Origin of the sequence: uncultured Shewanella sp. (assembly GCF_947497935.1) — a bacterium.
GTDB lineage: Bacteria > Pseudomonadota > Gammaproteobacteria > Enterobacterales > Shewanellaceae > Shewanella.
Genome location: NZ_CANMIO010000014.1, coordinates 70,595 through 90,889, shown reverse-complemented (window position 1 = coordinate 90,889; position 20,295 = coordinate 70,595). Strand labels below are relative to the sequence as shown.

Annotated in this window: 21 protein-coding genes; 8 read left to right on the top strand and 13 right to left on the bottom strand. The window is 45.3% G+C overall.

The genetic code is table 11. From position 1 onward, the window contains the following. Positions 1–274 precede the first annotated feature (274 nt). On the top strand, positions 275–2,137 hold the full coding sequence (locus Q1A86_RS15510) for an ABC transporter transmembrane domain-containing protein (protein ID WP_299808325.1): 1,863 nt from the start codon (positions 275–277) through the stop codon (positions 2,135–2,137). A 21-nt stretch (positions 2,138–2,158) separates the two neighbouring features. Here the strand turns inward: Q1A86_RS15510 and Q1A86_RS15505 are convergent, their stop codons facing one another. Further along, complete coding sequence (locus Q1A86_RS15505) at positions 2,159–3,133, bottom strand: DUF4382 domain-containing protein (RefSeq protein WP_299808235.1); 975 nt, start codon at positions 3,131–3,133, stop codon at positions 2,159–2,161. Positions 3,134–3,367: 234 nt separating this feature from the next. Here Q1A86_RS15505 and Q1A86_RS15500 point away from each other — a divergent pair, with 234 nt between their 5' ends. After that, a complete protein-coding gene (locus tag Q1A86_RS15500; RefSeq protein ID WP_299808232.1) occupies positions 3,368–3,880 on the top strand; it encodes a lipocalin family protein in 513 nt (170 codons plus the stop codon). 143 nt (positions 3,881–4,023) lie between these two features. Here the strand turns inward: Q1A86_RS15500 and Q1A86_RS15495 are convergent, their stop codons facing one another. The 4 genes from Q1A86_RS15495 to Q1A86_RS15480 all read right to left on the bottom strand — a co-directional run bounded on the left by Q1A86_RS15495 (position 4,024) and on the right by Q1A86_RS15480 (position 10,434). Beyond that, positions 4,024–5,622, bottom strand: a complete 1,599-nt coding sequence (locus Q1A86_RS15495) for an AMP-binding protein (RefSeq protein ID WP_299808229.1) — start codon at positions 5,620–5,622, stop codon at positions 4,024–4,026. Positions 5,623–6,512: 890 nt separating this feature from the next. After that, positions 6,513–7,979 carry a cytochrome c oxidase accessory protein CcoG gene (ccoG, locus tag Q1A86_RS15490; protein WP_299808226.1) on the bottom strand — a complete coding sequence of 489 codons (1,467 nt, stop codon included), beginning with the start codon at positions 7,977–7,979 and terminating at the stop codon, positions 6,513–6,515. Positions 7,980–8,302: 323 nt separating this feature from the next. Further along, positions 8,303–9,757 carry a sigma 54-interacting transcriptional regulator gene (locus Q1A86_RS15485; RefSeq protein WP_299808223.1) on the bottom strand — a complete coding sequence of 485 codons (1,455 nt, stop codon included), beginning with the start codon at positions 9,755–9,757 and terminating at the stop codon, positions 8,303–8,305. A 134-nt stretch (positions 9,758–9,891) separates the two neighbouring features. Continuing rightward, complete coding sequence (locus Q1A86_RS15480) at positions 9,892–10,434, bottom strand: thioredoxin family protein (RefSeq protein ID WP_299808220.1); 543 nt, start codon at positions 10,432–10,434, stop codon at positions 9,892–9,894. A 292-nt stretch (positions 10,435–10,726) separates the two neighbouring features. Here Q1A86_RS15480 and Q1A86_RS15475 point away from each other — a divergent pair, with 292 nt between their 5' ends. Continuing rightward, complete coding sequence (locus tag Q1A86_RS15475; RefSeq protein ID WP_299808217.1) at positions 10,727–11,341, top strand: LysE family translocator; 615 nt, start codon at positions 10,727–10,729, stop codon at positions 11,339–11,341. Between the two features lie 111 nt (positions 11,342–11,452). Here the strand turns inward: Q1A86_RS15475 and Q1A86_RS15470 are convergent, their stop codons facing one another. From Q1A86_RS15470 to Q1A86_RS15460, 3 genes are all read right to left on the bottom strand, one after another. Then, on the bottom strand, positions 11,453–11,779 hold the full coding sequence (locus Q1A86_RS15470) for a DUF3144 domain-containing protein (protein ID WP_299808214.1): 327 nt from the start codon (positions 11,777–11,779) through the stop codon (positions 11,453–11,455). A gap of 74 nt (positions 11,780–11,853) precedes the next feature. Continuing rightward, positions 11,854–12,387: a prepilin-type N-terminal cleavage/methylation domain-containing protein gene (locus tag Q1A86_RS15465; protein ID WP_299808211.1), complete on the bottom strand. Its 534-nt coding sequence runs from the start codon at positions 12,385–12,387 to the stop codon at positions 11,854–11,856. Positions 12,388–12,430: 43 nt separating this feature from the next. After that, positions 12,431–12,982 carry a type II secretion system protein gene (locus Q1A86_RS15460; RefSeq protein WP_299808208.1) on the bottom strand — a complete coding sequence of 184 codons (552 nt, stop codon included), beginning with the start codon at positions 12,980–12,982 and terminating at the stop codon, positions 12,431–12,433. A 255-nt stretch (positions 12,983–13,237) separates the two neighbouring features. Here Q1A86_RS15460 and ung point away from each other — a divergent pair, with 255 nt between their 5' ends. Further along, entirely contained in the window at positions 13,238–13,906 is a 669-nt protein-coding gene (gene ung, locus Q1A86_RS15455) for a uracil-DNA glycosylase (RefSeq protein ID WP_299808205.1), read from the top strand. Between the two features lie 213 nt (positions 13,907–14,119). Here ung and Q1A86_RS15450 read toward each other — a convergent pair whose 3' ends face one another. The 5 genes from Q1A86_RS15450 to Q1A86_RS15430 all read right to left on the bottom strand — a co-directional run bounded on the left by Q1A86_RS15450 (position 14,120) and on the right by Q1A86_RS15430 (position 17,766). After that, on the bottom strand, positions 14,120–14,791 hold the full coding sequence (locus tag Q1A86_RS15450; RefSeq protein ID WP_299808202.1) for a DUF2182 domain-containing protein: 672 nt from the start codon (positions 14,789–14,791) through the stop codon (positions 14,120–14,122). Positions 14,792–14,901: 110 nt separating this feature from the next. Continuing rightward, positions 14,902–15,522, bottom strand: a complete 621-nt coding sequence (locus Q1A86_RS15445) for a DUF1326 domain-containing protein (RefSeq protein WP_299808199.1) — start codon at positions 15,520–15,522, stop codon at positions 14,902–14,904. Between the two features lie 210 nt (positions 15,523–15,732). Beyond that, entirely contained in the window at positions 15,733–16,356 is a 624-nt protein-coding gene (locus Q1A86_RS15440) for a 5-formyltetrahydrofolate cyclo-ligase (protein WP_299808197.1), read from the bottom strand. A 174-nt stretch (positions 16,357–16,530) separates the two neighbouring features. Next, positions 16,531–17,253, bottom strand: a complete 723-nt coding sequence (locus Q1A86_RS15435; RefSeq protein WP_299808194.1) for a Crp/Fnr family transcriptional regulator — start codon at positions 17,251–17,253, stop codon at positions 16,531–16,533. Positions 17,254–17,481: 228 nt separating this feature from the next. Continuing rightward, on the bottom strand, positions 17,482–17,766 hold the full coding sequence (locus tag Q1A86_RS15430) for a hypothetical protein (protein WP_299808191.1): 285 nt from the start codon (positions 17,764–17,766) through the stop codon (positions 17,482–17,484). Positions 17,767–18,108: 342 nt separating this feature from the next. Between Q1A86_RS15430 and Q1A86_RS15425 the strand changes: the two genes are divergently transcribed. The 4 genes from Q1A86_RS15425 (at position 18,109) to Q1A86_RS15410 (ending at position 20,276) form a co-directional block, all read left to right on the top strand. Next, on the top strand, positions 18,109–18,438 hold the full coding sequence (locus tag Q1A86_RS15425; RefSeq protein WP_299808188.1) for a hypothetical protein: 330 nt from the start codon (positions 18,109–18,111) through the stop codon (positions 18,436–18,438). 278 nt (positions 18,439–18,716) lie between these two features. Continuing rightward, a complete protein-coding gene (locus tag Q1A86_RS15420) occupies positions 18,717–19,103 on the top strand; it encodes a hypothetical protein (protein ID WP_299808186.1) in 387 nt (128 codons plus the stop codon). Between the two features lie 56 nt (positions 19,104–19,159). Then, complete coding sequence (locus Q1A86_RS15415) at positions 19,160–20,032, top strand: hypothetical protein (protein ID WP_299808183.1); 873 nt, start codon at positions 19,160–19,162, stop codon at positions 20,030–20,032. Positions 20,033–20,105: 73 nt separating this feature from the next. Continuing rightward, positions 20,106–20,276, top strand: a complete 171-nt coding sequence (locus Q1A86_RS15410) for a hypothetical protein (protein WP_299808180.1) — start codon at positions 20,106–20,108, stop codon at positions 20,274–20,276. The last annotated feature ends 19 nt before the right edge of the window (positions 20,277–20,295 follow it).

Genomic DNA, 20,295 nt, shown 5'->3' with positions numbered 1-20,295 from the left:
TGTGTTTTAGAGGTGTAGAGTGTACTCGAAGTGTTTAAAAAGCGCATTACAGAACCTGTATAAGTATTCTAATACAAATAAATATAGCCCGCCTTTGCGTGGGTTTTGTTATTCTGCTGTTGTTTCCATTTTTACTCTATGGCAATTAGTATTATTTAAGATTAGGGATATTGCATTGAATCAAAACGCTTCTTCTGTTGCCAAAAGCGATAAGAACTCATCGAGCAATCAAGCAGCGGCTAAGGCAAGTGATAGCAAAGTAACGCTTGCTCATGTGAGTCAGCGGGCGGTCTTGCCTTGGATCGGCGCATTTTTAAAACCTTATCGGGCTAAAGTTATCACCGCGATTATCTTTTTATTTATCGGTTCCTTAGCCTGGTTATCGCTTGGGCAAGGCGTGCGTTTGATGGTCGATGAGGGCTTTTTAAAAGATAACGGGTCACGCTTAAATGAGATTATCTTGTTAGTGATAGGCATTACAGCATTGAGTAGCAGTGCTATTTTTTGTCGCTTTTATTTAATGACTTGGCTGGGCGAGCGCGTTAGCGCTGATATTCGTTTAAAAGTGTATGACCATCTACTCAAGCTCTCTCCCGCTTTCTACGCCAAACTTAGAACCGGTGAGGTGATCTCTCGCTTTACTGCGGATTCCACCTTGCTGCAATCGGTTGTTGGTTCAAGCCTGTCGATGGCACTTCGCGCCAGCGTGACCGTAATTGGCGGCATCGTGATGATGGCTATCACCAGCATTAAAATGACAGGCTTAGTCTTGTTAGCCGTCCCTATGGTGCTGGGACCGATTTTCTTCTTTGGCCGTAAGGTGCGTGACTTATCGCGAAAAAGCCAAGATAAAGTGGGCGATTTAGGCGCCTATGTGGATGAAACCTTGCACGAGATCCACACAGTGCAAGCCTACTCCCATGAAGATACTGATAGAGCCCTGTTTAACAACCGCGTCGAAGCGGTAATGGACGCCGCGAAGGGGCGGATTAAGTACCGCTCGATACTCATTTCATTAGTGATGTTTTTAAGTATCTTGGCCATAGCATTAGTGACTTGGGTTGGCGCACACGATGTGATGAGCGGGGCGATTAGCGCCGGTGAACTGTCAGCCTTTATGTTTTACGCGGTCATGGTTGCAGGCTCGGTGGCAACCATCAGTGAAGTGATTGGTGAAATCCAGCGTGCAGCAGGTGCTACTGAGCGCTTAATCGAGCTGATTGAAACCCCAATCGACATCCCCGTTGTAGTAAACCCGCTCCAGTTAACTATGCCCGTTCGCGGTGAGCTAGTGCTTAAAGATGTGCGCTTTAGCTATAGCAATATGAGCGATAGCAGCCCTGAGCGAGTTGAGGGGGATAGCCTTGAGCCAATAAGCAGTCCTGAGCGTGTTGAAAGCAGCCTTGAGCGTTCAGAAGTTAGCCCTGAGCGAGCTTCTAATCACAGCGAAGTTATTCGTGGCCTCAATATTCATATCCAGCCCGGTGAACGTGTCGCTCTCGTTGGCGCTAGCGGCGCAGGTAAGAGTACACTGTTTGAATTGCTACAACGCTTTTATGTGCTTAATAGTGGCTCAATTGAGCTTGATGGCGTCGATATCGCCAAATTGAGCCCGCAAACCTTGCGTCAGCAATATGCTCTGGTGCCGCAAGAGTCGGTGATATTTGCCACTAGCGTATTAGAGAACGTGCGTTATGGTCGTATCGATGCTACTGAGGAAGAGGTGAGGCAGGCCTGCATTGCCGCCAAAGCTGATGAATTTATCTGTGAGTTTACTGACGGGTATCACACCTATTTAGGTGAGCGCGGCGTGCGTTTATCTGGCGGACAAAAGCAGCGTATCGCCATTGCGCGCGCCATTCTTGCCGACAGGCCTATTCTGTTACTCGATGAGGCTACCAGCGCACTCGATGCCGTGAGCGAGCATAAGGTCAAGCAAGCGCTTGATAGTTTAATGGTGGCTAAAACCACGTTAATTATCGCGCACCGCCTCGCTACGGTGATCAATGTAGATCGTATCTTAGTGTTGGATAAGGGGCTGGTAGTGGCAAGCGGCACCCATCAACAACTTATGCAAAGCAGCGAACTCTACCGTGAGTTTGCCAGCTTACAGCTGCTAAGCGACGATGGTGGGTAAGCTATTTCAGGGCGGGTATGTTTACCCATGTCCGCCATGCCCGCCATGTCCATTACCACATTGGTGATTCGTTTGCCGACCACCATCGACAATGCTCACTAAACCTGCTTCTGTAAATAGGCTAAATTGCCCCTGATTTATATCATCTGTGGCGGGATCATCTAAATGTGCTAAACAGCTGTAGCCAATACGATAATCGCCAGCTGGGAGGTATCCCGCAGAGAAAGACCAATTTCCCTGATGGTCTTGATGAATAGGGCTGACAGCAAATGGAGAATGTCTATTATCTGTTCGGGTAGGACTGATGTCTGCCATCTGCTCTAGTTGGTTAACATCGGAGGAATACAGGTAAGCCATATGAGTGAACTGGCTTCCGAGTGGAGCTTTATCCATATGCTTGGTCTCGCAATCGGCAATCCATTGAGGGTCGACCTCTCCTATAAGGTGCCCCATCTCTCGATTATCAATAGAGTAAATTCCTCGATGGTCTAGGTGATATTCACCAGAGGTTAAATGCATAGATTGGTAGAGATTGATCTCCATGGTTATCGACATGGCTTGGTTGTGCTCAATCACAAAGTCATGCAAAGGCAAACGATTTTCTTCTATGTTTAGAGGATGTCGTCCACTATTGTTCTCGATACTACAGCCTGAACTATCAGCTTTATCGGCTAAGATAAAATGAACATCTTTATAATGACCGGCGGCAATAGGTAGGCCATCGACAACCAGATGACTTTCCATCCCTTGGTAGTTGAGTAAGTCGAGATGGTGATTGTTTAGATTGTATTGATGTTGCTTCCCCGAGGGATCTGTCATCACCAGCTTATTGAGCACGAGTTCGACTTTATCAATATGTGCCATAGGGGCATCTGAAATGGCGATATTGAGTGTACCTAGTAAGGGGGCTTCTGGAGGCGATGAAGAGTCAGAACCTCCGCAGCCTAATACAAGTAGTGATATGGCAGTAATGGGCAGAGTAAAGAGGATACGCATGACGATCACCTTATTCTTACAATATGCATTTATACGAATAGTATTGTCTGTTTTTTGTTCAGACGTATTGATCTGACTCAGGTCTAGCGTCTTAATTTCTCTTTTGTGAGAGAACAGGAAATTTTAAATGAATAACTTGGATAATGCCGTTCTCTTTGTTAGGTGAGTATAAGATGAGGTGATCTTTGCTTGTATTTCAAACGTAAATGAAGAGAAATACGCTAGGGAGGCACTATGAAAAAATTACTTTTGCTCTGTTATTTCTTGCTTAGTGGCTGCACGAGTTTGCCAAGTGGCATCGAGCCAGTAACGCAATTTGAGCTACCGCGTTACTTAGGCACTTGGTATGAAATAGCGCGCCTCGATCACAGCTTTGAACGTGGGCTTAGTCAAGTCACTGCGACATACTCGATGAAAGATGATGGCGGCGTTAAGGTGATTAATCGCGGCTTTTCTGAATCGGAGCAAAGCTGGGATGAAGCTGAGGGCAAAGCCTACTTCGTCGATAGCCCAGATATCGGCCATTTGAAAGTGTCATTCTTTGGGCCGTTTTATGGTGCGTATGTGGTGTATGAGTTAGATAAACAAGATTATCAATACGCCTTTATCACCAGTTATAACCGTGATTATCTGTGGCTTTTATCGCGTACCCCCGAGGTGAATGACGCGCTTAAGATGCAGTTTATTGAGCAGGCTAATAAGCTCGGCTTTGCTACTGAGCAGATCATCTGGGTAAAGCAGAGTTAGAGTGAAATATGGAATTAAAAAAGGAGCCTAAGGCTAATGCTGGTAAGTTAAGCTCGGCCTGCTTAGTAAACAAAAGATAAAAACCCAGCATAAACTGGGTTCTTTGCTTTAAAAGTGATAAACCACGAAGCGCTCATTTTCAGCTAGTTGCGTAGCTCGCGCCTTAATATTTTACCGACGGTAGACTTAGGCAAAACATCGACAAACTCGATGATTTTAGGCACTTTATAGGCGGTAAGTTGCTCACGACAATAGCTATCTATTATCGCGATGGCTTGGTCTTTGTCTGCATGACTATCATTGAGCACGACCACGGCTTTCACCGCTTCACCGCTGCGTTCATCGTTAACACCAACCACCGCACATTCTAAAATAGCCTCATGGCTAGATAAGATATCTTCAACCTCATTTGGGTAAACATTAAAGCCGGAGACGATAATCATATCTTTCTTACGGTCGACAATTTTATGGAAACCATCTTCAGTGGCCACCGCAATGTCGCCGGTCTTAAAGAAGCCGGATTTTGTCATCACTTTGTCGGTTTCAGCTTGGTTGTTCCAGTAACCTAACATCACCTGGGGACCAAATACGGCAAGTTCGCCCGTTTCACCAATGGCCACTTCGTTGTCGTCCATATCTAAGATTTTCACTTGGGTAGCAATAACAGGCTTACCGATAGTGCCGAGTTGCTCAAGCCCCGGTGAGTTGAGTGAAACAACGGGGGAAGTTTCCGATAAACCGTAGCCCTCTGAGATAGTACAACCTGTGGTTTGCTGCCAAATCGAAGCCGCAGCTTGAGTTAGTGCGGTACCGCCTGAGATAGTCACTTTTAGGTGACTAAAGTCGAGCGCCTTAAATTCTGGCTGGTGGCACAGGCCAACAAATAGGGTGTTGAGTCCGGCAAAACCGGTAAAGGGATACTTCGAAAGGGTCGAGATAAGCCCTGAGATATCTCTTGGATTAGGAATAAGCACCGAGCAACCACCACGCTCGTAATAGAGTACCAGATTCACCATAAAGGCGTAGATATGGTACACAGGTAGCGGCGCAACGAAGATCTCTTCGCCTTCGACGATACGGCTACCAAGGCGTGACTTAATCTGCATTGCATTGGCAATTAAGTTACCGTGGGTGAGCATAGCGCCTTTCGATAACCCTGTGGTGCCGCCGGTATATTGCAACGCAGCAATTTGGCCGAGCACGCTGATCACCGGCGCGTAGGTCAGCTCTTCTCCTTTTGCTAACACCTCACAAAAAGGCACGGTTGCAAATGGCACTTCTGGTTGCGGTTGCGGTGCAATTAAATCCATCGCATGGGTTGAGATCACCGTCTCAATCTCAGTGCTAGCCACCACTTCGGTTAAGCTCGGCAATAAATCAGACAATACTACTAAGGCCTTGGCACTCGAATCATTGAACTGGTGGATTAGTTCGCGCTGGGTATAGAGTGGATTGGTATTAACCAGCACTAGACCGGCTTTAATCGCGCCATAAGCGGCGATAACAAATTGGGTAATGTTGGGCAGCTGAATCGCAATTCTATCACCTTGAACTAGATTGGTTTCCTGCTGAAGATAAGCGGCAAATTGGCGAGAATAGCGGTTAATTTCATTAAAGCTAGTTTCTTTACCAAGGCATGAATAAGCAGCCTTTTCACCGTAGCGGGCACTGGCAAGTTCAATCAAATCGATGAGTGATGCGTAGCGTGAGAGGTCGAGTGTTGAGTCTGAATCGTATGCCATTGAATTGCCCTTTGATGGTTTACTATTTTTGTGGTGATGCTTACTTTTAAATCAAACAGGCGTTTAGATTAGTGCGATTTTAGCCGAAAGGTCAATGGCCGAAGTTGAAACAAGTTGAAATAAATTGTTTCCAGCTAATTGTATTGAATCGGTGTGTATCAGCTTGTAAGGGTTAGACTTTTTACTCTAAATATCGGAGGCAGAAAGCTGAGATGATTAAAGCTAAGACGGAAAAGCAAAGACGGAAAAGCAAAGAGGAGTCGAACGGCCTGCGGCCTAGGGAACGTGACTGCATCACTCACAGAACGCTGCGCTTACGGAATAGATGGGAAAGCTAAGAAAGGCCCTAGGAAGGGCAAAGAAAGGTCCTAGGTTCTAGGGAAGGCTAAGAAAGGTTCTAGGAAAAGATTAAAGTAAAGACGATTAAAACAGAGACGGTTAAAACAAAGACGATAAAAGCTGAGACGACTTTAGAGCAGTCGAACGGCCTGCGGCCTAGCGAACGTGACTGCGTCACTACAGAACGCTGCGCTTACGGAATAGATGGGAAAGCAAAGAAAGGTCCTAGGAAAAAATTAAAGTAAAGACGGTTAAAACAAAGACGGTTAAAACAAAGACGATAAAAGCTGAGACGATTTTAGAGCAATCGAACAGCCTGCGGCCTAGGGAACGTGACTGCGTCACTACAGAACGCTGCGCTTACGGTACGAGCAAGGGCCTAGGTTCTAGGAAAGGCTGAGACGATACAAGCAAAGACGGAAAAGCAGCTTAAACCGCATTTTTGTAGGTCGGGCTTTAGCCCGTCATTCTTTTGCTTTTCCTAGCAGGGCGGAGCCCGCCCTAGAAGCGCAGCGCTCTCGAAGCGTAGCGCCCTAGAACCTAAAAGAACCCTAAATCGGTGCGAAGAAGCTCGACTCTTGGGAGACTTGTGCATAGTTATGCTGCTCGGCAATGGTAAAGGTGATCTCATTGCGGGCACTAGCGAGTAACTCAGGCGTGGCAGTTACTGTAACGGGGTAATCTAATTGTTCGCCGGGTTTTATTTTTAAGCTCACCTGCCCAACGAGTCGATAACCACTATTGCCCGAGACATAGACCCGATAAAGCCTAGTCTGTTGAGTCTTGTTACGGATCTTAAGAGTGTAACTGTTCTCGATTTTTTCATCATGGGTTTCTCTGTATAGGCTCTGTCTATCTCGGATCACGTTTAGCTCTATATTATTGCGGGTATAGATATCGGCCACTATCACCGTCAACATCAGTAAGGCCGCAACCCCGTAGCCGATAAATTTGTAAGACTCATAAAAGGGTTCTGACTTACCTGATAAAGCGTTTTCACTTGTGTAACCGATAAGATTGCGCTGATAGCCAAACTTGTCCATGGTCTGATTACAGGCATCGACACAGGCGCCACAATCTATACATTCATACTGCAGGCCGTTGCGGATATCGATTCCGGTAGGGCAGACCTCCACACACAAGTTACAGTCGACACAATCTCCCAAGATGGCATTTTCTGTACTTGAGTCCCCAAGGTTTGCACCTAATAAGCTTGCGCTATTGAGAGCTCGGTTACGCTTACGTGGCCCGCGGTTTTCTCCTCGCTTGGCATTATAGGTAACAGTCTTGGTATTGGAGTCGAACATCACAGACTGAAAGCGAGCGTAGGGACAGCAATGAAGGCACATCTGCTCGCGCATCCAGCCGGCGTTTAAGTAGGTGCAGATAGCGAAGAACCACACCCAAGTCGTCACCCAAAAGCTGGCGCTAAAGCTAAAAATATCGATATAGAGTTCACGCGCTGGTATGAAATATGCGATGAAGCCACAACCCGTCAACAGAGCAATCGCGCCCCAGGCGTAGTGCTTTAAGAGTCGTTTCTTGAGTTTGTTAGTATTCCAAGGAGCCTTATCTAAGGCGACACGTTTATTACGGTTACCTTCGATGCGAGTTTCAATCCAGACATAGATAAAGGTCCAGGCGGTCTGAGGACAAAGGTAGCCACACCAGACTCTTCCCCAGAAAACAGTGACAAAGAAGAGTAGAAATGCGGCGGCAATAAATATCCAGGCTAAAATGGTAAAGTCTTGTGGCCAAAGGCTGGTACCAAAGAAGAAAAACTGCTGCTCATTAAGATCAAATAGAATGGCTTGACGCCCCTCATAAGAGATAAATGGCAGCAGAAAGAATAGTGCAACCAGTAGGCTATTCATCCCAGTTCTTATCTTCTGGAAATCCCCTTTCTGCTCACGAATATGGATTTTATGGCTTTGAGGCTGACTTGGCAGAAGGGTTATAGGGATCCGCTGCTCTCTTGCAGGGCTATCTATCGTGTTATTCAGGTTATTTTTTTGCATAAGACTTCTCTACTGGACGCACTCTGTGTTCGCAGTAACTCTGAGCACTGCGTGACGATATCGTTACTCTGGGTCTTTGCAAGCCTTAGGCCAAAAGGTTTGTGTTGTTACTTGTTGATTTTAAATGAGAATGTATAATTGTGGAATTGTGTGGCTCACGACATATCGTGCCTTGGTGATATATCGTGAGCCCTAGACTTGAGCTCTAGGCTAGAGCCCTAGAATCAAGTGCTGGAATCGAGAAGCAGATACGAAAGTCAGACTGTAAGCTTACTCGTTAGGCTAGGCTTTAGTGGAGGCGTCGCTAACCTAGGCCCCAAGCTTTAGACGGGGCGAGATATGACCAATTTATTCATCCGTGAACGTAAGGTACTTGGTGGAAGGCCGAGCAATGCGGCGGCACCGCTTGCTCCAGATATCCGCCATTGGGTCTGCTTGAGTACGTGCAGAATATGTTGGCGTTCCACCTCTTGTAAGGTTTGACTGGTCGCAATGAGTTGATTTTCAACTTGATCGGTAAACTGTAGCTGTGAAAACCCCAGTATTGGCCCCTGGGATAAAATCATCTCCCGCTCCAATACATTCTGCAGCTCACGTACGTTACCCGGCCAATTATGCTGCATAAGTTTGGTCATGCCTTTGTGGCTAACTTGAGTAACCTTCTTACCTAGTTTACGGTTTAAGTCTTGAATTAAGTGGCTGACGAGTTCTGGGATATCGCTTAATCGTAGCCTTAATGGCGGAACCACGATGGGAAACACATTGAGGCGATAATAGAGATCCATACGGAACAGGCCTTGCTCCACTCGCTTAAGCAGATCATGGTGAGTTGCAGTAATGAGTCGAATGTCGACCTTGATGGTTTGGCTACTGCCTACGCGCTCAAATTCTTGCTCTTGGATCACTCGTAGCAGTTTAGACTGGGCTTCTAGGCTGAGCTCTGCGACTTCATCTAGAAACAGCGTACCTTGATGGGCGAGTTCAAAACGACCCTTGCGGCGGCTGGTAGCGCCGGTATAAGCGCCTTTTTCATGGCCAAACAGTTCACTCTCTAATAGTGCACTGGAAAATGCAGCACAGTTTACGCTGATTAAAGGTTTATCGGCACGGTTGCTAAGGCGGTGAAGATTGCGAGCGACTAACTCTTTGCCTGTACCATTTTCACCACTGATCAATACGGTGCTTTCAGTGTTCGATACGAGTTTAATTTGTTGAATAAGCTGATTAATAGGCTGACTGCTGCCCGATATCTCCACATCACCAGCGCGGTCAGCAAGTTCGAGTTGCAGGTATTGATTCTCGAACGAGAGCTTCTCAGATAAGGCTTGAACTTGCTCAAGCGCTTGCCTTAACGAGCGTTCAGTTTGTTTTTGAATACTAATGTCACGAAATATCGCTACTACGCCAATTAATACACCATCTTTGTAAACTGGGGTAGAGGTGTAATGTACAGGAAAACTGGTGCCGTCTTTGCGCCAGAACACTTCATGACTGATCTCGCGGGCGATGCCGTCTTTGAGCGTGTTGTAGATGGGGCAATCATCTTTATGGTAATGGCTACCATCGCTGTGGCTATGGTGATGACAATCATGGATATTCTTGCCAAGTAACTCATGGGATTGCCAGCCTGTCATTCGCTCGGCGGCGGGATTAATAAAAACGGCATTACCTGCTAAATCGAAACCATAAATCCCTTCGCTAACTGCGTTTAGGATCAGTTGGTTCTCGGGCAGAAAATCGTCGTGACTGGTTTTCTTTTCAAGGTTAATGGCAGACATTTTGCGCCCTGTTTATGTAGCAGTTTATCGCTACAGTATACGCAAAATTGATGGGTAAAAAAATAAGGTCACGAAATAACGTGACCTTACTTTTGTGGCGTAATTCGACCATAGGAGGTCTGAATGGTTGGCCTTTAACCTTTAGCTTTTTGTAGTCCTTGTAATACCGACTCCATGGTCAGCTGGGTGGGCAGTATGATGCCATCAGGCGCACCAGGGCCGTAGACTTTATTATAAGGCGTGCCGCCGCGACCTTGAGTTTGCATATAGCCCTCGACAACGGCATTAGGCTCAGTCCAATCCCCTAACATCAAAATGATATTGTCTGCCGCTAAGGCGTTGACGATTTTCTCTCTATGGGTCACGCCAACCTTATTGGCATAACAGATATTGCACCAGTCAGCGGTGACATCAACAAACACTGTGTAACCTTCATCGACAAGCGGCTGGATCTGACTCGGTGTTAAGGTTTGCCAATGCAATTTTTTGTAAGCGTCGTAATCTTCGCCGTAGTTAATAAAGGCAAATACGCTACCGACACATATAGCCATAAAACCAAGTACCACAATCACGCCATTGGGGACGAGCCTACCTTTGATTTTTAGTCCTATAAGCGAGGCAATACTTAAGCAAAGTAGGCCGAAAAAAATCGCAATGCTGATTGAAATCGTGTCCATCAAAACTCCAAAGGGTTATCTAAAGGCTGCTATGTATGTTGCCAACGACGTTCAGTTTTGGCGAGAGCTTACGGCCCACTTTATGTGTGCATTGTCCCAAACTAACACTATTGTGCCCGAGTTAAATGAAAATAACCTGAGTAACGCTTAGCAACTTGAGGACATCATGCCATCGCTTAGCGGCAATTTTTGTTTGCCAGTGATAAAGCGAGTTGGTCAGTATGGGTTTAGATCATGTATATTGTGGCCAATTTCTCCCTAGCCGCAGGCTAGAGTATAAGTAAGGATTATTATGACTTTTAGCGCTTGGCTAGGCTTGCTAGCGATCTGCTGTTTAGGTGCCATGTCTCCAGGGCCGAGTTTGGCAATGGTGGTACGGCACACCCTAGGTGGCGGCAGAGGTAAAGGTATCGTCTGTGCCTGGGCACACTCAATCGGGATTGGGGTTTATGCCTTAGTGACTCTGTTGGGCTTAGCCGTATTATTAAAGCAGGCACCTATGGTGTTTAACGGTATTGCGATTATTGGTGCGCTTTATCTTGCGTATATGGGTGTACAAGCGCTGCGCTCGAAAGGTGGCATGGCAGATAAACTAGCGGCAGGGGAGTCGACAGATGTGATAACTGCGGCTCGAGATGGCTTAGCCATTTCACTGTTCAATCCGAAAATAATGCTATTTTTCTTGGCACTGTTTAGCCAGTTTGTGATGGTAGCTGACAACATGACGGGCAAAGCGCTTATTGTGCTAACGCCTTTGGTTATCGATGGTCTCTGGTACACCCTTATAGCACTGTTGTTGTCTCACTCAGCCGTATTACCCAAATTAAGAGAAAAAGCAGCACTAATTGATAAACTGTCGGGTGTGGTGCTTATTCTGTTGGCAGTGCGAGTACTGGTAACGCTCTAAGTTTGTGGGAATTGGCTCATTACTGACATAAAAAACGCCATCAATAATGATGGCGTTTTTTATGGTATCAGCTTTGTTCAAGCATTAACTTACAGCTTAGTCTCTTAAAGCTTAAGAGTTGAATACCTGTACGGCATCATCTTTAACAGCTTCTGGTTCTGGCTCACGAGATTGCACAGGGTTCTTGATATGGTCTTCAAGGTTGTCATTTAGCATGGCTTTATATTCATCAGTAAACCATTCAAGTGCATTATCTTTTTCGGCTGCAAGATCTGATGACTTCAATGCGGCTTCAAATGCATTGAAGCGAGAGGCTGCGAAACGCATAGCCGTGCCGACCTTGCCGACATCTTGCTCTTTACCCGCGAGTTCGTTTGCCAATGCAATGAATTGATCGGCTAGTTCAAAAATGGTGGTTTCTTTTTTAGCTTCTGACATCTTGCTTCTGCTCTTATTTACCTAGGATAGTGTCTCGATTCTATCTTAAATGAGACATTAATGGATCATTGTTATTAACTATTGGGATCTGAATCGGTAATAACGCTGCCGTTACGGGAGTCATAATAGATAGACATAGTCTGCTCTGGAAGATAAAAGTAACGGCACTGATCTGGGCTAATATAAGTGGCAAAGTACTCAGCACCATCGGTATTTGGATTGCTGGTAACGACTGGAGGCTCTTGCATAACCGTTCGCCATACCGACATACAATCAGCGACGTTATTCAGCCTCGGGCTAGATTCAAAGGGCGGGTAGCTTTGTGATGGAAAGCCCCATTGATTGATATCGAGTTGACCGTTACTGCCATCACCAAACACCGGCATGTTATCGACCGGGCCTGAGGCGCCAAGAGAGGCCCATTTTACATTAGCTAAAGTGATGCCACCTTTAAATGCTGCGCCAGTGGCTTGTACGCTGGCAATTTCGGCATCTTGGCCTAGGTTAATGAACTTAGGTAACGCGATTACGGCTAAGATGGCTAAAACGATGATCACCACAACTATTTCAATGAGGGTAAAACCTGCAGATGTTGTGTTTCTAGTCATTAATTAGTCCGTTATTTAAAATTAGAATCCAAGCTGAACTATTCTAGCTACTTGGATCTGAGTCCACGATAACGCTGCCGTTATTCGAGTTATAGGTAATCGACAGCTTGGTATTGTCGCTGTAATCATAGGTACATACGCCTAGCGCTACATAACGGGCCTTGTAGTCAGTTTCTTCCGTACTGTCGGACTTAGAAATGGTTGGCTCATTATTTTGAAAAAGCACTTCCCACACCGATATGCAGTCTTCAACATTATCAAGCTTAGGCGAGTCTTCATTATCAGTATAGTAATGTTGGGCAGGCCAGCCGTTAGCATTAAAGTCGACGTGAGTATCCGATGAATCGCCGAAAACAGGCAAATTTTCTGCGGGACCATCACCGGCTTTAACTGCCCATACGGCTCTCGCTAAATCGATACCAGACTTAAATGCGCCGCCAGTGGCCTTAACATGAGACACTTGTGCATCTTCAGACAGGCTTAGAAACTTAGGGGCAGCAACAACCGCGAGAATACCTAAAATAATAATCACAACAACGAGTTCGATAAGAGTAAAACCTGATTGCTGTTTAGGTGAGTGGGCTGGAAAGTACATCTATTGCCGTCCAAAGGGGAAAGAGGCGTTATATTAACACTGACAATTTTTAATACCAATTACAAAAAGTTGATATTTGTCGCAGATAATCGCGCCTTGGATGGCGAACTTGTTAGTATTTAGCTCTAAATTGTCGGGTGAGGCGTGGTAGTTCTATAGTAATGCTGATTTTGCTGGTGATTCGTAAACGAGGCGATTGCAAGTGATGTCTCGACCTTTTAAGCTTAGGCAAATTTTATCTCTTCAGGTCATAGCATGACGGCCCATTCTAGCTGGGGTTCTTTTATTAAAGAGCAGCAACAGCAAAGCTATTTTCAATCAGTACAAGAGTTTGTGGCGAGCGAACGTGCCGCTGGCAAAGTGATTTTTCCGCCGGAAAACGAAGTGCTGGCCGCATTTGACTCGACACCACTGAATCAGGTGCGCGTGGTGCTGATAGGGCAAGATCCATATCATGGCTTAGGGCAGGCTCATGGGTTATGTTTCTCGGTTAAACCTGGGGTCAAGACGCCACCATCGCTGGTAAACATGTACAAAGAGCTGGCAACAGATATCGATGGTTTTACTATTCCACAACATGGCAACCTAAGCCGCTGGGCTGAGCAGGGAGTATTGATGCTCAATACCGTGTTAACCGTCGAGCAGGGCAAGGCGCACTCTCATGCTAAAACGGGCTGGGAAACCTTTACTGCCAATGTTCTTGAGTTACTGAATCGACAGACTCAACCGATTATCTTTGTGCTTTGGGGCGCTCACGCCATTAAAAAGGGCAAAGGTATTAATGCGCCGCAGCATCAGATAATCTCAGGGCCACATCCGTCGCCGCTATCGGCTTATCGTGGTTTTTTCGGTTGCCAGCATTTCTCTAAAATTAATGAGAGTTTGCAAGCAAGGGGTGAAGCGCCCATCGACTGGCAGGTATAAGCGGTATCTTATCCAATATAAAAGAGCGCATTGCGCTGATACTGGTAAGTTAAGTCCAAACCTAATTACAAAACTAAGAACCCAGCACAAACTGGGTTCTTTGCTTTAAAAGCGATAAACCACGAAGCGTTAACTTCATACTCTTCATGTTCTTTGTGGTTCATTCTTATCTTTCGACGTTATCGAATTTTATCTGAGTCAGTCCATCCAGAATTAGCCCACCAAGAAGTAGACTCCAAATCCGAGACACGCTAAGCAAATACCCAGGTTTATGGCTTCGGGCCAGCTCACTACCTTCTCCAGCAATACGAGAATGGATAGAGCGAGGATCCAACCTATATGCATCACACCGACGACAAGCAGTAGCGTCATCAATAGCCAGCAGCACCCCACACAATATAATCCATGTTTGAGCCCCATCTTGACTGCACCTAATTTGCCTTCCTGCCATTGGGTCATAAGAAAGTTAAGCGGAGTGCGGCAGTAATTTAAACACTGCTGCTTCAAGGGAGAGATCTGATAGATGCCGATAACAATCAATAAAATACCACTGGCGATATTATTGCTGCTCTTCATCATAGGTGTCATTAACGCCAGTTCATGTAACTGCCACTGAACTAGGGTGATAACTAAACTGAAAAGACTCCATAGCAGTAGATAACCTAATATAAACAGGTTGGATGAGACAAATTCGGCAGATCTCTGCTGGCGTGTACGGTTTATTTTGGCGAACAGCAAAATCATAGGTGTCGCAGAGGGCATCATCATGCCGACCATCATCACGGCCCACATAATAAACACCATAGTTATTTCATAAAGATGCCAGTGAGGCGACATGACCATGGTCATATCAAATAGCATGTAATACCAGCTAAGTCCGGTCAACAACAGGATGCTCAGCCAGGTAACTGGAGAGTGGAGGTTATGAGTAATTTGCGAGAGATTAACCATTGGCTAATCACTTCGCTCACGATAAGCAGATCTGTTATAGGCTACTATCCGTTTGGCCACTGCACATTTGCCTTAGCGGCAAACTTGCCAGCATGGTTAAAGCTTAAGGCATCATGCTTGAGCCACATGGTTTCGGTTGTGCCGATTCGACCATCATTCCAGATAAAGCCGCCGTCAGGAAAACTAATATGCACGTGTTGATTTTCGCCGGTTACCGGGTTCAGTAGCGGCTTTTGCTGGACTTTCATTACCTCATCAACATCGAAAGATGCACTGTCTTCAGTGGTATCCATATTGATATCGACAATAACTGGACCAACGACTGTGGTAAAGGTTGTGGAAAGGGCTTCCAATGGCATGCCGCCTGCGGCGCCTGAAAATATGGTGGCTAAGGCTGTGACCTGCTCCTCACTAGCACTCGAGTCGATAAACAAGATGCACGTTCCGTTACCTTCATGGATGGCGCCGGGCCACTTTAAGGCCAGAACCACTTTTAAACCGTCGAGTTTGATCTGATTTAAATGGCCATGGTTGATCATAAAGCCAAGTAAGGCTTCACAAGAGCCGAAGTCGGGAAAGCCTGCAAATTGACAGCCGCAACCGTGATTACAGTTGCAGGTTTCTATCTGGTGCATATTCAGCGACCAGTTATTATCTGCACTCATGATGCATATCCAAAAGTGGAAGGGTGCTGTTAAGTATAGTCTGGCACGATTGTGGAAGTAGGGCGGGATGCAAGCTAAGTCCAAAACAAGATCCGAGGTGACTTAGATAATTTATAACTTGTTGTTTTTAGGTGGGAGCAGCGCAAAGTATATAGCTGAAAGGCTTAAACAGCAGTCATTTAGTGATAATCAGTCTAATAACGATTAATGCTAAAATTTATAGCAGTGGCTAGGGGTGAAAATAAACGGCAATGGCACATCCCAATGCTCGCAGGGGAGACTATCAACTTGCTGACAATCATGAGCATAGCCTATGGGTAAAGGCTTGCCCTTGTGGTGCCAGTTAGCGAGTGTCCTATCATAGAAACCGCCGCCCATGCCCATGCGATTACCTTGTTTATCGAAGGCCACAAGCGGTGTGATCACCACATCGATCTGATAGGGGAGCAGCATCTGGGTGATATCCAGTTTAGGCTCCCAAATCCCCAAGTGACTCTTCACCAGTTTAGTGCCTCTGTCGTAGCGTAAAAACAGTAAGTTCCCTGCACTGAATGGGTGCAGCCTAGGCAGGTAAATATCAATGCCATTTTGCCAAAGCCCTTCGATTAAAGGCTGGGTATCGAGCTCGCCGTCGTTACTGAGATATAAGGCGACACACTTAACCTTGCGAGAGAGCAGAGTCTTTAGTGTGTGCTTGGCTGCCAATTGCGAGAAAGCGACCTGCTGCTCTTCAGATAACGCTCGTCGTGCTTGGCGAACCTGCAGACGGAGTGCTTTGCGCGTCGCCTGAGTATCTGCTGTAGAAGAAAATGTAGACGGCAGCTGTAGTGGCATAACAAAGACTCTCTTATCAATGATCTAAGCAGTTTAACATATAAAAGAAGTACCTAGGAAAAGCAGGTACTAGATTTTAGGAAGAGCTGAGACGGATAAGCATAGATGAAAGAGCGATATTTATTCTTCTGAGGTTGGGTTTCAGCCCATCAGTCTAAATTATTGAAGCGAGTATTAGTGACCGATGAGTAACCTTGGATCTCGGATACTTAAATCTACGCTATCGAGTTTATGTCCAAGACCTGTGAGATCGGTAAGGTAGATGCAGTTACGCTTTATTTCTACTAACTTTTCCACTTCCAGTTGCTTAATCGCTTCATTGACTCTTTGGCGGGCTATTCCAGTGATTTTGCTTATCTGCTGCTGTGAAATTTTAATTTGAGGGATCTCGCCTAACAGCTTTGGAATATGTGCAGCAAGTTCGATCAGTAGATAGACAATGCGCTTGTCCTTTACCTCGCTCATCATCAGCTGAGATTGCAACCATTTTGCTTTAGCTTCAAAAGATAAAATATGAAACCACTTATAAATTTCGACATTTTCTTGCGCTATACGATGGAGATCGAAATTGCTAAAATGAATTAACTTTACGCTATCGACCTCGGTAATAAAAAACGGTGTGCAGCCAGTATTCTGATTGTCATAATTACCAAACCAATCGCCTTTACCCATCACTATGTTATTGACGGTTTTAAGACTCGGTGTCTGCATACCGATAACCACAGTGCCCTCAAGTATAAAACTCGCGCCTTGATGAGCGATAGCAGAGCCATCCATTTCGCTAGGCTTTAATTGAGTTTTTAGCTGAGCAACAGACATTAATTTGTTAACTAAAGCTGGTGAAAGCTCCGTATCCCAACGCATTACGTCTTTAAGCTTCGAGTCAATCAATGTCATACCTTAGAGTGGTGATTAAGAGGGGAAAGATCAGATTATGACATAGTTAGCCGCAACAAAGTGTCCGCTAGCGGACAAATTTAAAACCGAGAAGGGCGTCAATCTATAGAGCAAAATCGCTATCATAGAGCGATTAGGCCAATATAAGTACAGCCTTATTGTCTATCTACTCCGTCGCAACGTTTGATAAAAAATGAAAGTATTACAGCTATTTATCGTTTAGTTAAATTAGAGCCTATCGGCGAATTTTTTGCATTTTCTCAAAGGTAGAGTCCAGGCCTTTTTCTTCTCTTTCACAAAGGCCTTAATGTAATCGGCACTGACCTTATCTTTGCCAATTTTATCGGCTTTGATTTTGAGTCCCAAGGCTTTCAGTTTATAACTCTTTGTATCTTTGAGTTTTAACGCACAGACCTCATATTTTGCCGCAAATGACGCTGCAATCTTTTCATCTAACTCAGCCGACGTATTAAACGATACGCCAGCAATTAATATTATTACTAATTTTCTCATCTATTTCTCTGCTATCGAGGCCGGTACTGTGGCGGCAGCATGTGATTCGTTACCGTAAAGCTTAAGGAGTATTTAAAGAGAGTTCTGTCCGTTACAGGACAGAAGTCACTATAGAGGAGATGTTTAAATATCGGGGTGAGTGTGAGTCGGGTCAAAATAAACTGAACCCAATTATACTTATGAGTACGCATATGTACATTTTATGTAAACGGTCATGTGCTACTAGATTTGTTGAATGACGTTATCAAAAAAATGGCAGCAGAGGGTTATTCACTAGTTTAGCGGTGAGTTTCACTGAGCCCATTAAGAGTGTTGAGTAGTAATAGTAGGTAGGAATTTAAAATGAAAAAAATGAGTATTATGTTTTTACTTGTTTATGGCTTTAGCTTTTTCTCATTGGCGAATGAGTCTGAATTGATGCAAGGTTACGATTGCGACAGGCTGAATGAGCATCTAGATGATCAGCTCGTTAGCACTCCAGAGTGGAAAATTAGAGTGAGTGTTAGCAACTGGGAAGATCATAAGGGCGTAATGCCGGAAGTAGAGGCGGCAATACCCAATTTTGTTTATCTGCTATGTGAAGAGGAGAGAAACTCTGATCGACTAGTGAAAGATATCGTTTTTGATATTTTAGACCAAGCCGCATATGAAGCACAGATCGTCTCAAATTAAAGATATAAATTGAGTCGATGGAAACAAATACGATTTAACCAAAGTCGAACGGGCTAGGAAAGGCAAAGAAAGCTCCTAGGTTCTTGGAAGAGCAAAGACGGTAAAGCGGCTTTAATCATACTTTTGTAGGTCGGGCTTTAGCCCGTCAAGCTTTTGCTTTTCCTAGCAGGACGAAGTCCGTCCTCGAAGCGAAGCGTCCTAGGTTCTACAACCTTTCATTGAACACTAGTGTGTGCAGTTGTATACTTTGGTGGTTAATTCAGAGTCTAGGGTGAAAAATGATAAATCTATCTAATCAGTTTGCGGGGCGCGTTGGCCTGTTTGAAAACGGCTCTTTTGTTGGCAATGGCATGGTCAATCCGTTAGGAAACAGTATTTCATTTACCGATGCTCACGGCGCTTTTGCTGGGCAAGATATTGATAACGTATTTGGTGGAGTGAATCATTACGACGCCCACGGACAATTTGATGGCTTTACTCGCCCAAACGCTTTTGGTGGTGTCGATAGATACAATGCTAACGGTCAGTTTTCCGGCCACAGCGCTGATACCGCATTGGGTGCCAATAGCTATGATGCCCAAGGTGGCCTAGAGACTGCTTATGTAGGTGATCTCGATGCGGGTGACAACTTGACGGACTCCATTTTGAATTACATCAATAACTAGGCTCCCTCGTCTTTAGCAACTCTCGTCTTTAGCAACTTAGGAAGGAAGGGGCGTTTATGGATCCCATTCAGCAATTAGAAGCCCAAGCATTTACCCTGCTAGATCTACACCTTAAAAATGCGTTAACTCTGTCAGAGTCAGACAATATTAGCCAAATCGTGATTGGCCCACAGTGTTTATGTCAGGCGGTGTGTGAAGCGCTTGGGACTGACATTCACCAATTTATTATGCTTAACGATGAGCAGTTTGAGCAGGGCTATACCTTTGTTGCAGGCATCATAGAAAAAGACCGCAGTTCATTGATTGGTGATGTGAGTGGTATCGTCGGCTCAGTTATCAACCCCATGGGCAAGTTCGTTAGAGATTCAGTCGGCGCGCAATTGGCTGATGATCCTATCTATGTTGACCTGCGCAATATGTACCAAACCTTTGGCATGGATATCGTGCTGGGGATCTTTGCTGAATTACTTAATCGAGGTTACGAGCCGCAACTGTTGATAGCGGCGATGACGACATGGCGTGAGGAGTTAGGCTATGGCGAGGGCTTTGATGCTGAAGTTGAGCGTAACTTGTTAGCGGGAATTGTCTCAGGTAAAAACAACAGTGCAGAGGCGAAGAAAGCTGAAGTAGCAGGCTCTGTGGGAGGCGCATTGGTTGGCGCAAAAGTGGGCGCTGTGATGGGCTCAATCGTTCCGGGGGCCGGCACGATTGTAGGCGCTGCAGCAGGTGCAAGTCTAGGTAAGCATTTTGGCGGCAAGGGGCTGAATAAATGCGGCCAACATGAAGCCGTTAGCGATAAAATCAATGAGGTTAGCGATGCAATCAATGGGGTGAGCGATAGGATTAGTGATGCCACAAGTGATGTGAGCAATGCGGCTAACGCAGCTGTGACGAGTATGAAGGGGAAATTCAATAAGCTTTGGGCATAACTGCAACGAAAACAGTCAAAATAATAGTCACAAAAATAGTGATGTCGATTGATTCAGGTTTTAGAGGTCAACTATGTTAGCAGCAGCACTTTCTCCACTCATTTTAGTGTTCGTACTCTGGTGTAACTTAGGCTATGAACTGCTAACAGGGCAGACTATAGTCTGGTACGAGTGGGTTATCGTTGGCGTAGCCACTGTCGGTTACGCTGGTTATTATCTTTATTTGTTTTTCGCTAAAGACTAATACCATATCGCAGAAATGA

What these genes read in the sequence shown, in the direction of transcription:
- Q1A86_RS15505 (WP_299808235.1), bottom strand. Translation starts at nt 3,133, where the DNA reads ATGCGTATCCTCTTTACTCTGCCCATTACTGCCATATCACTACTTGTA.
- Q1A86_RS15500 (WP_299808232.1), top strand. Translation starts at nt 3,368, where the DNA reads ATGAAAAAATTACTTTTGCTCTGTTATTTCTTGCTTAGTGGCTGCACG.
- Q1A86_RS15495 (WP_299808229.1), bottom strand. Translation starts at nt 5,622, where the DNA reads ATGGCATACGATTCAGACTCAACACTCGACCTCTCACGCTACGCATCA.
- ccoG (WP_299808226.1), bottom strand. Translation starts at nt 7,979, where the DNA reads ATGCAAAAAAATAACCTGAATAACACGATAGATAGCCCTGCAAGAGAG.
- Q1A86_RS15485 (WP_299808223.1), bottom strand. Translation starts at nt 9,757, where the DNA reads ATGTCTGCCATTAACCTTGAAAAGAAAACCAGTCACGACGATTTTCTG.
- Q1A86_RS15480 (WP_299808220.1), bottom strand. Translation starts at nt 10,434, where the DNA reads ATGGACACGATTTCAATCAGCATTGCGATTTTTTTCGGCCTACTTTGC.
- Q1A86_RS15475 (WP_299808217.1), top strand. Translation starts at nt 10,727, where the DNA reads ATGACTTTTAGCGCTTGGCTAGGCTTGCTAGCGATCTGCTGTTTAGGT.
- Q1A86_RS15470 (WP_299808214.1), bottom strand. Translation starts at nt 11,779, where the DNA reads ATGTCAGAAGCTAAAAAAGAAACCACCATTTTTGAACTAGCCGATCAA.
- Q1A86_RS15465 (WP_299808211.1), bottom strand. Translation starts at nt 12,387, where the DNA reads ATGACTAGAAACACAACATCTGCAGGTTTTACCCTCATTGAAATAGTT.
- Q1A86_RS15460 (WP_299808208.1), bottom strand. Translation starts at nt 12,982, where the DNA reads ATGTACTTTCCAGCCCACTCACCTAAACAGCAATCAGGTTTTACTCTT.
- ung (WP_299808205.1), top strand. Translation starts at nt 13,238, where the DNA reads ATGACGGCCCATTCTAGCTGGGGTTCTTTTATTAAAGAGCAGCAACAG.
- Q1A86_RS15445 (WP_299808199.1), bottom strand. Translation starts at nt 15,522, where the DNA reads ATGAGTGCAGATAATAACTGGTCGCTGAATATGCACCAGATAGAAACC.
- Q1A86_RS15440 (WP_299808197.1), bottom strand. Translation starts at nt 16,356, where the DNA reads ATGCCACTACAGCTGCCGTCTACATTTTCTTCTACAGCAGATACTCAG.
- Q1A86_RS15435 (WP_299808194.1), bottom strand. Translation starts at nt 17,253, where the DNA reads ATGACATTGATTGACTCGAAGCTTAAAGACGTAATGCGTTGGGATACG.
- Q1A86_RS15430 (WP_299808191.1), bottom strand. Translation starts at nt 17,766, where the DNA reads ATGAGAAAATTAGTAATAATATTAATTGCTGGCGTATCGTTTAATACG.
- Q1A86_RS15425 (WP_299808188.1), top strand. Translation starts at nt 18,109, where the DNA reads ATGAAAAAAATGAGTATTATGTTTTTACTTGTTTATGGCTTTAGCTTT.
- Q1A86_RS15420 (WP_299808186.1), top strand. Translation starts at nt 18,717, where the DNA reads ATGATAAATCTATCTAATCAGTTTGCGGGGCGCGTTGGCCTGTTTGAA.
- Q1A86_RS15415 (WP_299808183.1), top strand. Translation starts at nt 19,160, where the DNA reads ATGGATCCCATTCAGCAATTAGAAGCCCAAGCATTTACCCTGCTAGAT.
- Q1A86_RS15410 (WP_299808180.1), top strand. Translation starts at nt 20,106, where the DNA reads ATGTTAGCAGCAGCACTTTCTCCACTCATTTTAGTGTTCGTACTCTGG.